At 58.9% G+C, this 12,871-nt stretch carries 15 protein-coding genes; 1 reads left to right on the forward strand and 14 read right to left on the reverse strand.

Annotated features, from left to right (window positions below):
- Positions 1-4: 4 nt before the first annotated feature.
- Both GCE01_RS00770 and GCE01_RS00775 read right to left on the reverse strand, forming a co-directional pair.
- Positions 5-1,399 carry a PQQ-binding-like beta-propeller repeat protein gene (locus GCE01_RS00770; protein WP_099210287.1) on the reverse strand — a complete coding sequence of 465 codons (1,395 nt, stop codon included), beginning with the start codon at positions 1,397-1,399 and terminating at the stop codon, positions 5-7.
- On the reverse strand, positions 1,399-2,124 hold the full coding sequence (locus GCE01_RS00775) for a tetratricopeptide repeat protein (RefSeq protein ID WP_099210289.1): 726 nt from the start codon (positions 2,122-2,124) through the stop codon (positions 1,399-1,401). Before GCE01_RS00775 ends, GCE01_RS00770 begins: the two co-directional genes overlap by 1 nt.
- Positions 2,125-2,233: 109 nt before the next feature.
- Between GCE01_RS00775 and GCE01_RS00780 the strand changes: the two genes are divergently transcribed.
- Positions 2,234-2,536 carry a hypothetical protein gene (locus GCE01_RS00780; protein WP_099211076.1) on the forward strand — a complete coding sequence of 101 codons (303 nt, stop codon included), beginning with the start codon at positions 2,234-2,236 and terminating at the stop codon, positions 2,534-2,536.
- 7 nt (positions 2,537-2,543) lie between these two features.
- On the opposite strand, the gene GCE01_RS00785 is transcribed toward GCE01_RS00780, so the two are convergent.
- From GCE01_RS00785 to GCE01_RS00840, 12 genes are read right to left on the reverse strand one after another with little or no spacing between them, the layout of a single operon-like run.
- Complete coding sequence (locus tag GCE01_RS00785) at positions 2,544-2,924, reverse strand: hypothetical protein (RefSeq protein WP_086634050.1); 381 nt, start codon at positions 2,922-2,924, stop codon at positions 2,544-2,546.
- Between the two features lie 45 nt (positions 2,925-2,969).
- Positions 2,970-4,289, reverse strand: a complete 1,320-nt coding sequence (locus GCE01_RS00790) for a dihydroorotase (RefSeq protein WP_099210291.1) — start codon at positions 4,287-4,289, stop codon at positions 2,970-2,972.
- Positions 4,290-4,322: 33 nt separating this feature from the next.
- On the reverse strand, positions 4,323-6,083 hold the full coding sequence (gene asnB, locus GCE01_RS00795; RefSeq protein WP_099210293.1) for an asparagine synthase (glutamine-hydrolyzing): 1,761 nt from the start codon (positions 6,081-6,083) through the stop codon (positions 4,323-4,325).
- Positions 6,083-7,159, reverse strand: a complete 1,077-nt coding sequence (locus tag GCE01_RS00800; RefSeq protein ID WP_174694760.1) for a glycosyltransferase — start codon at positions 7,157-7,159, stop codon at positions 6,083-6,085. Before GCE01_RS00800 ends, asnB begins: the two co-directional genes overlap by 1 nt.
- Positions 7,160-7,196: 37 nt before the next feature.
- A complete protein-coding gene (locus GCE01_RS00805; RefSeq protein ID WP_099210295.1) occupies positions 7,197-8,105 on the reverse strand; it encodes a glycosyltransferase family 9 protein in 909 nt (302 codons plus the stop codon).
- Positions 8,105-8,791 carry a DNA polymerase III subunit epsilon gene (gene dnaQ / locus GCE01_RS00810; protein WP_099210296.1) on the reverse strand — a complete coding sequence of 229 codons (687 nt, stop codon included), beginning with the start codon at positions 8,789-8,791 and terminating at the stop codon, positions 8,105-8,107. Before dnaQ ends, GCE01_RS00805 begins: the two co-directional genes overlap by 1 nt.
- Positions 8,788-9,393 (reverse strand): dephospho-CoA kinase, encoded by a 606-nt coding sequence (gene coaE, locus GCE01_RS00815; protein ID WP_099210298.1) that lies wholly within the window; start codon positions 9,391-9,393, stop codon positions 8,788-8,790. The genes dnaQ and coaE overlap by 4 nt, the downstream gene beginning before the upstream one ends.
- A gap of 3 nt (positions 9,394-9,396) precedes the next feature.
- Positions 9,397-10,227: a shikimate dehydrogenase gene (locus tag GCE01_RS00820; RefSeq protein WP_099210300.1), complete on the reverse strand. Its 831-nt coding sequence runs from the start codon at positions 10,225-10,227 to the stop codon at positions 9,397-9,399.
- The gene (locus tag GCE01_RS00825) at positions 10,224-10,988 is read right to left on the reverse strand and encodes an N-formylglutamate amidohydrolase (RefSeq protein ID WP_099210302.1); all 765 of its coding nucleotides are present in this window, start codon (positions 10,986-10,988) and stop codon (positions 10,224-10,226) included. Before GCE01_RS00825 ends, GCE01_RS00820 begins: the two co-directional genes overlap by 4 nt.
- Before the next feature lie 15 nt (positions 10,989-11,003).
- Positions 11,004-11,639 carry a TlpA disulfide reductase family protein gene (locus tag GCE01_RS00830; protein WP_086634042.1) on the reverse strand — a complete coding sequence of 212 codons (636 nt, stop codon included), beginning with the start codon at positions 11,637-11,639 and terminating at the stop codon, positions 11,004-11,006.
- A 35-nt stretch (positions 11,640-11,674) separates the two neighbouring features.
- Positions 11,675-12,244 (reverse strand): TlpA disulfide reductase family protein, encoded by a 570-nt coding sequence (locus GCE01_RS00835; protein WP_099210304.1) that lies wholly within the window; start codon positions 12,242-12,244, stop codon positions 11,675-11,677.
- Between the two features lie 39 nt (positions 12,245-12,283).
- The gene (locus GCE01_RS00840; protein WP_099210306.1) at positions 12,284-12,859 is read right to left on the reverse strand and encodes a TlpA disulfide reductase family protein; all 576 of its coding nucleotides are present in this window, start codon (positions 12,857-12,859) and stop codon (positions 12,284-12,286) included.
- Positions 12,860-12,871: the final 12 nt, after the last annotated feature.

Consider the following 12,871-nt stretch of genomic DNA (forward strand, 5'->3'; position numbering starts at 1 on the left):
TCGTTCAGCCATAGGCCCGCAGAACAGCATCCTGGGACAGCGTCAGAACCAGACCGTCACAGACGATCGGCTGAACCTGGCATGGAGCCGTGGTTTTACGGGTCGATTCAATTTTGCCGGTTACGGCATCAACAATCACCATGCCTTCCTGCGGCAGGGTAGAGAAACAGACCAGCTTGCCGTTTACGAGCAGAGGCCCCACCCACTGGATGGCGTCCTTCTGCACTTCCTGTCGGCGGAAGCGGCGAAGCTGGGTAATCCAGCGTACGTGGCCGGACAGACGGTCCAGACATGCAAGCTGCTGATCGGTGGACAGGACAAACATCCAGTCACCGCAGATTGTCAGGGGCGTCTGGCCACTGACTTCGCGCTCCCACAAGCGACGTCCGGAGCGCATATCCACAGCCACAAGAACGCTGGACATGGAAATGGCATACGCCGTGCCGTCCTTGATGACCGGAGCCCCGCGGATGCAGGAGAAATCCAGCATGGCGCCCATACCGTTGGCACCGCCAAGGCTATCGCTCCACACCATTTCACCGGAAGCCGCACGCAGTGCGACGAGGTCGCCACTGCCGAATCCTGCCAGAACCACACCATCTACGATTGCAGGAGCAGCCTGCCCGAAGATGACGGTGTCCGCACCCGTTGCCTGATACGTCCAGACCTGTCGGCCCGTGGCAGCCTCAAGTGCGTAAAGACGTTCGTCAATTGTCCCGAAAACGACAAGACCATCGGCAATCGTGGGGGCAGAGCGCCCGGGTGTGCCGAGATCGACAGCCCACTTGATCTTGCCACTGGCCGCATCGACGGCCAACGCCTGCGCAACGCCATCCACGATGTAGAGGGTCTCTCCATCAAGTGCGACGCCGCCGCCAATATTGGTGGAGCGGGACTTTTTAGGAGCCGGCTGATGGGACCAGAGCTGCTTCATGCCCGGCCACGTCCACGCCTTCACCACACCCTGTGCATCCGTGGTGAAAATCCGACCATTCCCGATCACCGGCGGGGACTGAATGGCCCCGCGGCTGTTCGGCATGATCGCCACCATGGACAGGAAGCTCGTCGGGTTCACCTCGGCGCCGATAGAGCGGCTCCATTTGATGTCCGAACCGTTCCAGACAGCATTGACGGCAACATGGTCCGGCGTGCGGTCAGGCTGTAGCCATTCCGTCACGGACTGCGGTGCAGACAATGTGATGGGCGTATGATCTTCCGGATCAACGGTCAGACCTGCCCCAGTGGAGAGCACGTCAACGCGATGGCCGGCCAGCGTGGGCTTCTCATCATCGTTGAAGAGGCTGCATCCACCCATCGCAGTCAGAGCGGCGCCGGAACAGGCAACACGCAGCATCGAACGGCGGCTCATGGGCGCAGAAGAACGGTCAGGACGGCGCATTAACCAGCGTCTCCAAAAGTTTCGAGAAGAGCCTGTGCACGCGCACGAGCCCCTTCAGGTGCAGATACACTTCCAACAATCTGCGTCAGAAGGCGACGGGCTTCTTTCTGCTGGTCAGCTGTCGCATCCGGACGCAGATCCAGAGCAACCAGACCTTCCTGAGCCAAAGCTGACCAGGCGCCACCATTCTGCGCAAGCACTTCATAGCCGGGACGCAACGTCTTCGGGTCCGCCGTGTTGGTCTGAGCATTCAGGACCATGTAACGGGCCATGTCCTTCAAGGCAGGCTCAGCGACAGAATCGGACGCGACACTGTTCCAGGCCTTCAAAGCAGATGCCAGATCATGATCCTGCATCTTCAGATCCGCCAGACGCAGCGCTGCATAAGACCGCACGCCAACAGGTCCATGATCTGCCAGATCCTGAAAAACCGTCTCGGCTTTCTGCGTGACAGTCTTGTCGTGCTTGGGATCAGCCAGCGTCTCAAGTGTATTGAAATACTGAGCTGAGGCAGCCTGCTGGGCCTGCTTCCGGGCGTGATTCTGCCACTCCCAGACACCGCCGCCAATCGCTCCCACGACGACGACACCTGCCACAACAGCACCCCATCGGCGCGCAGCTGCCCGTAGGCGCTGAAGCCGAATTTCCTCGTTCACCTCTGTGATGAAATCGTCCGCCACCTGGTCCCCTGCTGGATCGGTCTTGTAAAGTTCTGGCGGAACCATACAGGCGCCGCACGTTTGCGGCAAACGCTTCGCTTGAGAAGCTGCTACCGAAAGAAACCGGCCATCAATTTAGGGCTTCCTTAACCCCTGCCGCATGATGCTGCAAAACATGAAAAAACCAGCTCTGCTTCTATCGCCGGTTCTGATGTTTTGCACACTGTGCGCCTGCGCGCCGGACCGGATTGCCTCTGCCATTACCGGAAAAGATTGCAATACGGCCTATCTGTATGATGACGAAAGCTTCTGCTCCCGCCCGGTTGGCCCACCCCCGCCCCAGCCATACTGCACCACCAGCTTTGAAGGCACGGATTGCTGGGCAAGGCCGGACCTGATGCCAAATGTCGCGCGCCAGACCTATGAAGGCCCGACGTCTCTAACGCCACAACAGAATCAGGTGCGGATGGGCCAGTGAAAACCCGTCAGTGATGGCCGAGCTTACGTCCAGCAGCAGTCAGTTCGGAAGAAAGCTTCTGAAATGACCCCGCAATGTGAGTCTGAACGGCTGCACTGGCAGAATGAATTCGGGAGATTTTAGCGCTGGCTTCCTGGCTGATGGCCGTCTCTTCACGGTTGGCCTGCCCTGAAACGCATGCGTTATAGGCCCGCGCTTCTTTTTCGTAGGCTGTCACTCGGTCCACGCTCTCGTTGTACTGGGCAACAGTCCCAGCCTTCACGGCCGGAGCGTCTGGCTCGGCACCACATTTTGGTGCGCTCCAACCGGACTCGGCGGCACTGGCTGTTCCAAAGGCGAACACGGACAGAAGGGACAGGCCGCAGAGTGCGGCGACGGGGCGAATCATAAAACTCTCTTTCATGGTCGAAGCGTCGCGCGCCCTACGCCCCGATCAAGGCGCAAATTTGGCAAACCGTCCCGTGGCTTCCCCAATCACCTCATCGTCCTGCATGACCACCGTTCCACGCACGATGGTTGCCATTGGCCAACCCGTCACATGGGTTCCGTCAAACGGCGTCCACCCTGCAGGCGAGACGATCCAGTCATTGGTAATTTCCCGCTGCGCTTTCATGTCCACAAGCGTGAAATCTGCGTCGAAACCGACAGCCATGCGGCCCTTGGTCTGAAGACCGTAAACACGCGCTGGCCCGGCGGACATCAAATCCACCAGACGTGCCAATGACAGACGGCCTGCATTCACATGATCAAGCATGACCGGAACAATGGTCTGGACACCAGTCAGGCCAGCCGGGCAATTCGGCCAAGGACGTTTCTTTGCTTCCAGCGGATGCGGCGCGTGGTCCGAAGACACAACATCGACACGACCGTCCTGAATGGCCTTCCAGCTTGCCTCGTAGTGATAGCGATCCCGCAACGGCGGGTTCATTACGGCAAGCCCACCCAGCTTCTCATAGCATTCCGGGCCAACCTGCGTGAGGTGATTAACCAGCACTTCTACGGTTGAGACATCCCGAAAGTCAGCGAGATATTCCAACTCTTCGGCTGTGGACGTGTGGAGAATATGGGCCGGCCGACCCGTCTTGCGGGCAATCGCCATGATGCGGCGCGTTCCCAGAAACGCACATTCCACATCCCGCCAGACACTATGCGTGGCGTAGGGCTGACCCTCATGAAACATCGGTTTGCGTGCCTGAAGACGGTATTCATCTTCTGAGTGAAAGCAGACACGACGATGGCCGGAACGCATGACGGCTTCGATGCCTTCGTCGTCCTCGATCATCAGGTTGCCGGTAGAAGACCCAGCGAAAACCTTGATCGCACAAACCCCTGGCTGCTGCTCCAGCATGGCAAGGTCAGGCGTATTGTCACGGGTCGCCCCGATGTACATACCAACATCGACATGCGCGACATTGCTGATGTGCTCGCGCTTCCAGTCCAGCATTGCCTTGTCCGTCACGCTGGGTGAGGTATTCGGCATATCGAAAACTGTTGCGATACCGCCCAAAGCTGCCGCGCGCGTTCCGGTTTCAAGAGTTTCTACCGCAGCGTTTCCGGGGTCACGCAGGTGAACATGGCTATCGATCAGGCCCGGCAGGACATGCAGCCCCGTCGCATCAATCACCCTGTCAGCCTCATCGTCGTGCGAAATGGACAGAGAAGCGATGCGGCCGTTTCGGACACCCAGATCCGCCTCCGCTTCTCCCCACGGGAATACGCAGCGGCCACCCCGGATAATCAGATCGTAATGCATGGTCTGTCCTTGTCAGTCTGATGAAAACCGCACTTAGCGAGCGCGGGAAAGTGTCTCGAAAACATCTCCGTCAGCCGGAATGCCTTCAACATGGTGCCGGAACCACAAAGCGTAGAACAACAGCGTCCAGGCTTGGCGGGCGTGGCCGCGCTGGGTCGCAGTCGAGAAAATACGTTCGACCTTCTGCGGAGCCATGACGTCCTGAATGCAGGACTGTTGCGCCACCAGCGGGCCCAGTCGTTGAGACTGTTTCTCGATCCACGGCCCAACAGGCACAGTGAAACCCTGCTTTGGGGCGAAAGGCTTTGCCTGGGGAAGCGCATCCTGAAGCCAGCGGCGCAGAAGCCACTTGCCGTATCCATCCCGCACTTTGAAATGATCCGGGAGAGACCAGACAGCCTTGGCGACAACAGGGTCCAGTAGCGGTGTGCGCCCCTCAGCAGAATGCGCCATCAGGCAGCGATCCAACTTGAGCAATAAGTCATTCGGAAGCCATTCGGCGATATCAAGCGCCTGCACTGCGGGCAGACCCGTCAAACGCTGGGACAGTTCCATAGCCGCGAGCCCGGAGCGCCACTGACGCCCCTGTCCCGGCACACAACGACCAAATGTACCCGAACGCCAAGGCCCTCTTCCGCCGCGCCACCATGGCTTCATAGCCCGACGATAGCGCCCATACCCAGCAAAGAGCTCATCGCCCCCTTCGCCGCTCAGGATCACAGTGACGTCCTTGCGCGCTTCCTGCGCCAGAAACCACGTTGGAATAATCGCGTAGTCTGCCGCGGGGTCATCCATGCAGGCCACAATGGCAGGTAGATGGGACCAGACCATTGCTTCTGTGACGGTCAGAACATGATGATCTGCACCAACCGAAGCCGCCAATGCTGCGGCATCGATAGATTCGTCTGCTTCTCCTGTGTCAAAGCGCGCCGTCCAGGTCATGGGGCGCGGTAGCCCGAGTTTATGAGCGGCGGCGAGAATGGCAGAACTATCAATTCCGCCCGATAGAAACAGTCCCAGAGGAACATCGGCGCGAAGGTGCGCATGAACACTGTCGGTCAAGGCGGCATCGAGCCTGCGCAGAGCCTGCTCGTCAGTCAGGTCAGCGGGGATGGTTTCCGTGGCTTCCTGCAAAGCGTGGCGACGACGCGATTCAACGATCCGCCCATCCACAATCCGCAGGGTTTCACCCGGCAACAAGCGCCGTATTCCGGGAAAAACTGTTTTTTGCCCGGTTGTGAACTGAAGCTGGAGCAGTTCATTCCGCGCCTTGCTCCTGACCCGCCGGACACCAAAGCCTCCAGCCAGCAAAGCCTGCGCCTCTGAGGCGAAAGCAATTCCACCTTCGTATTCCGCAATATAAAGTGGCTTGATGCCGAACGGATCACGGGACAGCAGCATTTCGTGCTGGCCTTGCTCGTTCTCAACGGCGGCGATGGCATACATGCCACGCAGTTCGTGCGTGTAACCCGTTCCATCTCTCAGCCAGAGGTGCAGAGGCGGTTCACAATCACTCTTGGTCTGGAAACGATCAACAGGGAACGTACTGCGGATGTCGGGATCGTTGTAAATCTCTCCATTGGCAATCAACGCCGCATTCCCGACCCGGAAGGGTTGGCTTCCGCCAGCAATATCTACGATGGACAGGCGGCGATGTCTCAGTGCTGCGCCTGTAAGATCCAGGCGGCCTTCCCCATCCGGCCCACGATGAAAAATCGCAGCAGACATTCGTTCCAGCGCGGCTTGATCGGGTGCCTTTCCGGGCAGACAGGACAGACCGGCGATTCCACACATCAGGTCAGCCCTCCGTCCAGAAATTCGGACCAGCGGGCCATCACGACATCCTGTGCAAACTCGCGCTCGAACCGGGCACGACCATTGTGTCGCAAACGCTGAGCAAGAGCTTTATCTTCCAGAATATTCCCGATCTGGGCAGAGAAGGCTTCAGCATCCTCAACGGCAGCAAGAAGGCCATCTTCGGTCCCGGAAAGAATTTCCTGAGGCCCCTGAATAGCACTTCCGACAACTGGCACCGCTGCTGAAAGACCTTCAATCACGACATTCCCAAGCGGCTCGATCCGGGATGGGCAAACCATAACATCACAGGCCCGCAGCCATGGCCCACTCTCCGCGACCCACCCCGGAAGATGAACACGGTCTGAAAGATTTTCGCTTCGGGTCAGCGCTTCCAGCGTCGCACGCTCCGGACCTTCCCCGGCAATGACGAGGTGCACGCTTGGCAGACGGGTCATGGCACGGATCAGGACATCGAACGCCTTGTTTTCATGCAGACGCCCCAACGCCAGCACAAACGGAACATCGGGAGGCAGGAAATCCGGGCGTACCGGCGTCACAGACGCAAAATCTGTCGCAAAATTCGGTAGGTAATGAACGCGATCCGCAGGCCACCCCTGGGCTTTCATCCAATCGGCCAAACCACGCGTATTACCAATCAGATGCTCACAGCGCCGATAATTGGACAGATCGTAATATCCCCCCAGACGCCCCGCTGTCCGCCAAGGACCTGTTGGCAGTTTGCGCGCCGCACGACTCATCCAGGCCACAACGATATCAGGCTGAAACTCATGCAGATTCCGCCGCAAGTGCGACCGCGTTCTGACATCCAGAGCACCACCAAACCTGAACGTATGTGTTTCCACGCAAGCGGCACGCAGACGATCTTCCCGCGCGGAATCATGCCGGATCAGCGCGCGAACAGGGCGCTCATCCTGAGTTTGAGCCATGGAAAGGCGCTCAAAGAATAGTTCCGCCCCGCCTCGTGCCGACCCCGCCATGACATGGGCCACTCTGGCTTTGCGCCCAGGAAAAGAAGACGACACCACAGGCGAAGGCTGGAAAGAAACGCTCATACTTTCTCTATCGGCCATGCAGGGCAGCGCTTCAAGGTCAGGTCCGGAAGGAACCAGCGTTTCCTGCCAGAATGGCTTTGGCAACACCCAGAACCGCTTCGACACTCAGGTCTTCCAAAGACGCGTTTCCTTCCGGACCGGGAGCCGCGATTGCGAACGCCTCAGTCCCCGACGGAGCATATTCGGACATACGGGAGGGCCCAAACAGACCAAGCGTGGGCGTTCCGGCAGCGGCGGCCAAATGCATGAGGCCTGAGTCATTGCCTACAAAGAGAGCACAACGAGCAAGCAGCGCTGCCACCTCTCCGAGAGACCTGTCTCCGCCGAGGTCCAGCGCCTCCGGGAGCGCTTCCAGAACAGGCCTTGCGCGTTCTTTTTCTGCATCTCCCGGCCCATAAAACAGAACAGGTCGCATCCCCTGACGACGCAGGCCCTCAGCAAGCGCGACAAATCGCTCTGGAGGCCAGATCTTGCCATCCCAGTTCGCCGTTGGCCCCAAAGCCAGCCAAGGGCCACCCGCAAGCAGGTCTTCTGCAGTTTTGTCATGCTGGCTGGAGGTCCAGACACGCGGCATCGGGGTTTTGTGACGGCCAAGCGCGTCACGAAGCTGCTCGACTTTGCGTCCGTCCCGGCGTCCTCCCTTAACGATCAACCTTCGACGGGTCCGCAGCGTGAGGCTTAGGAGGGAACCCCGCAGATCCACAACCATAAACCAGCGCGTTCGAACGCATGCAGACCAGAGGTCCAGCCAGTGTCGATCGTGGCGGCGTTTTTCAAGAGTAATAACCCGCTCACAACGAGGGTCTGGCTCGAACAACCCTGCCGCGACCGGCCCACAGACAACAGTAAATACAGCTGCCGGATAGCGTTTTTGCAGAGCATCCAGCACACCGGTGGAAATAACGGCATCGCCAAGCCTGTTGGACGTGATGAACAGGATCTTCATCAGTCGCGGCGCCACACCGGATCCTTCAGACCATCCACAAACGCTGTATGAGCCGCCAGCTCTTCTGCATTCGGGAGCGCCATTTTCCGTGGGGTCCGGTTAGCGAGCATATCACCCGCTTCTGCAATACTGCGGCTCCGTGAAGGTCCAGCCAGTCCAAGCCCGCGCTGGCGGCCGCCCATCAGTTCGACATACACTTCCGCCAGCAATTTGCAGTCCAGCAGAGCGTTATGGGTGCCACGCTGGGACAGGTCGATGTTGAAGCGCCGACACAGCGCATCAAGGCTGGCGGGCATACCCGGATATTTTTTGCGTGCCATTTCCACGGTATCGATCGCACGACTGGCGTAATCCAGCAGCGCGCGACCGCATTTTTGCAGTTCGGCGTTCACGAATTTGAAGTCGAAGCGAGCATTATGCGCAATCATGGGGGCGTCGCCAATAAACTCCAGAAATCCGTCTGCGATTTCTGGAAACTTCGGCGCACCCTCCAGATCTTCAATCCGAAAACCATGCACCTTCGTGGCCTCGGCCGGAATGTCGCGCTCAGGGTGCACCATAACGTGGTAATAATTGGTCGTCGGCAGATCATCGATTAGTTCGATGGCCGCGATTTCGATGATGCGATCGCCCTGATCCGGGTCAAAGCCTGTGGTTTCCGTATCGAACAGGATCGAGCGTTTCATGAAGCCTCGCGCAGACGGTGCAGAAGAGCGCGAACCTGCCGGGCAGCAGATCCGCGGGAAAGGCCGGTTCGTATCACGATGTGTGCCCGGCGTCTGCGTTCGTGGTCCGGCATTTGCCGTGCGATGAGGGAACGTGCTTGTGCTTCGCTCATTCTGGCACCCGTTTTCCCGCGCTGATAAATACGGGACAGGCGTGTTGCCATGGGGGCCTCAACCACCACCACCACATCGCATTTCCGGTCCTCACCGATTTCCATTAGAAGCGGAATATCCAGGACACAGAACGGTTCTTTTCGCGCACGACATTGACGCAGGAACCTCTCTCGCTCGGCTTTTACAAGCGGATGCATGATGGCCTCCAACGCTTGAAGCGCGGCGACATTTCCAACCACAGCCTGACGCAGAGCCATACGATTCAGAACGCCGCCCTGCACGGCAACAGGAAAGACGCGGGCAATGGCGGGGAGCGCCTTTCCTCTTGGCCCCTGGAGGGTCCGTACGACAGCGTCCGCGTCAAAAACCGGCACACCGGCCCGACGAAACAGAGCGGCGACTGTACTTTTCCCCGCCGCCATTCCGCCTGTCAGACCGATGATTTTCATGGGTTAGCGCAGACTTGCAGCCAGCAGATTGAAGGTTGCCTCATCGGCTTCCGGGTCTACTCCGAACCAGGATCGAAACCCTGCCCGAGCCTGATGAATCAGCATCCCGAGACCATCAACCGTTTGCAGATCGGCAGCTTTTGCCGCTTTCAGGAGCGGTGTCTCCCGCGGAGTATAGACAATATCTGTCACGCACAGGCTGGACCCGGCCTGCCGCAGCATTGCATCCCAGTCTATGTCGGCTTTGCCGTTCATACCCAGCGACGTTGCATTGACCAGAAGTGAACAGCCCGGAAGGAGAGACGGCCAGTCATACCACTCGACAGCTTCCCCTCCCTTCAGGGCCTCGACCATCGCTTCGGCGCGCGCCATGGTTCGGTTCGCGACTACAACCTCACAGCCGCGATCCAGCAGTGCAGCCGCAACAGCGCGCGCTGCGCCTCCAGCCCCCAGGATTAGCGCTCGGCCGGACAAGGTGACGCCATGTGCGGTGAGGTTGTCACAAAAACCCGTGCCGTCAGTGCAGTCACCGATAATCTGACCATTCTCAAAACGCACAGTATTAACGGCTCCCGCACGCCTGGCGGTATCCGTCATGCTGTCGCAGGCCCGCATCGCAGCTTCCTTGTGCGGAATCGTGACGTTCACGCCCCGAAAGCCCGCCGCAGCCAAGCCCTTGAGAGCAGCCTCAAAATGTTCCGGTCGCGTGGGGAGCGGCACATACGCCCCGTTCACATCGTGCACCCTGCACCAGTGATTGTGCAGCATGGGCGAACGGGAATGCTCTACGGGCCATCCCATGACACCAGCAAGTTTTGTATGTCCGTCAATCATGCAGCCAGTGTCTCCCAGACCTGAGGCAGAAGTCTCGCGAGACGCTCCGCCCATGCACGTTGCCCCTCCTCATCCGCAATAAGGTCCTGTCGAAGTTCAATTTCCAGATAGGGCAACCCGTTTGCTTCTGCATGCCGGGGGACTGTGTATTCGTTGGTATCAGTCAGGACGTAAGGCTCGTTGTCTCCAACGCAAAGGTCACCTTCTGCCCGTAGAGTATCGATCATCACACGAGCCATCCGGCTATCCTTGTGATGAAGAATGCCGATCTGCCAGGGGCGCCGAACACCCGCCATTTCCGGGGTAAAGCTGTGCAAGGCAATCAGCGCCGTCGGGCGCGATGTCCGTTCCGCCAGAACCTCGGCAATTGCATCGTGATAGGGATGGAGGATTTCGCGCTCGCGCCGTGCCCGGCAATGAACAGGCGCTTCACTGTTTCCTGGAACGTGGGTCCCATCACTGACATGGGGCATGGATGTCGGGTGACCCGGCGCGCGGTTACAATCGATGACCAGCCGGGAATAGACCTGCTCAATCAGGGGAGAGCCCAGCAGGTCACGCAGAAACCGCCCTACCCCGACGATTCCGATGTCCCATGCAATGTGCCGGTGCCAGTCCGGTTCCCCAACGCCCAGAAACTCCAATGCTTTGGGAACAGCTTTTCCCGCATGGTCACTCACCAGCACAAACGGTGACGGTTGGGTCTCGGGGAACAGGAGGAACGGTGCCGGATCATCGGCACCCAGCAGAGAAAGGGACATCGACTCTTTACGTTGTTAGCCTGCGAGGACGGACAGGGTATGGCGGACCGCATCGGCAGACCAGTCCATATTCCCAATGGCCTCGGCGACAACTTCACCCTTGGCGTTCAGCAGAAGGGACCGGGGCACGCCATGCAGCGCCATGACACTTGGCGTAAGATCTTTCAGATCGTCCGGACGTACATGCTTGATAGACGCTACCAGAGCATCCTGATCCGCCGTTTCCATCATTACAGAGGACGTCGGGTCCACGAGAAGCGGCAGGGCGTCAATCTTGTGTGCATCATAAAAGGCCCGGACCTTGGGCACCGTACTGCCGCGCACGGCTGCCGTCACAATCTGTGGCCCGTCTGCACCCAGAGCCTTGGCCGTCGCGTTCACGGACGGAAGTTCACGGATGCATGGCGGGCACCATGTCGCCCAGAAGTGCAGAACGAAGGGCTTGCCGAACCAATGCGACAAAGGGACTTCCTGCCCCTGCTCATTCTGGAAAGAGAGCACTGGCAGAGCACGAGGCTTGGCCAGAACGCCGAACGAATTCGGGACAAAGGGTATGCCTTTGTCTTCAGCTGAAGCGCTGAAAACACGGGAAGAAGCGAGCAGTCCGGCGGCTCCGGCGAGCGCGGCACGGCGGGTCAAAGAAAAAGTCATCAGTGGAATTCCTGGTGTCGTCAGAAAATCAAAAATCAGATTCCGGCAAGAACGTCGTGCAGTTGACGCGCGGCATCAGGGGCGGACCAGTTCACACCACCTTCAGCAGCAGCCCGCAGATGACCCGACGAATCAATCACGTATGTGACTGGAATGGCGACATCGGATGTCTTCAACCATGCTTTGTAAGCAGCCTTGTCCATCGTCCACGCCGGGAGGTGCTTCAGAGCCGCCGCATCCAGAAATGACGCAACCTTTTCCGGTGTGCCACTGGCTACAGCAGCGGGAATGATGGGACAGTCTGTTCCCAAGGAAGCACAGAAAGCGTCGAGCTTTGGAAGCTCCTGTTTGCAAGGACCGCACCACGTTGCCCACACATGCAGTAGGAACGGCTTACCTCGCATCGAGGCCAGCGATTGCGTTGCCCCTGCTGGGCCAATCAGTTGCAGCGCTACGGGCTCAAGCTGCGGCTTCCCCGGCGCCAAACTCCTGACCGAACGAAGATTTTCCTGCTTTCCAGCCCATGCGGCACCAGACAGGCCGGCAGCCACGCTCAAACCGCCTACGCCCGCAATAAATCCACGCCGACCAATCGTCACTGCCATCAAATCACTCGTTCTGCTGTCACTTTCGCCAGAACACCATTACTTTTTCAAAGCTGCAATAACTTTTCTGAACTGCGCCACACTCTCTGGCGCCCCCCAGTCCGTTTCGCCTTCAATCACCGCGCGAAGACGACCCTCTGCATCAATCAGATAGGTAGAAGGAAAGCTCAGCGGCTTGTCGCCCAGCCAGCTCTGAAATTCGTGAGCATCCGCAGACCACGGATCAATATGGGTCAGATTTTGCGCCTTAAGAAACGCAGCGACCGCACCCGGCCCATGACTGGCCATAGCGACCGGGACGATAGGGCTGTCGTCTCCAAGCGCCTTCATAAAGGCATCCAGCTGCGGCAGTTCATGCTTGCAGGGCGCACACCAGGTTGCCCAGACATGCAGAACAAATGGCGTGCCACGCCAGGCCGACAAGGCACGACTGCCGCCCTCGGGCCGCTGAAGCTTCAATTCCAGCGGAGCAAGACGTGCCGCCCCCGGCTCCAGAGACGGAACAATCGGTTTCGGGCGATCTTCAGCACGTGCGGAATTGCGCAGGCTGGCCGCCGCAGCTAGGCTTAGGCCTCCTGAAAGAAGGGTTCGCCGGTCGATCTGCTTCTGTTTCATCCTGTTACGGTT

This window comes from Gluconobacter cerinus (assembly GCF_002723935.1).
GTDB lineage: Bacteria > Pseudomonadota > Alphaproteobacteria > Acetobacterales > Acetobacteraceae > Gluconobacter > Gluconobacter cerinus.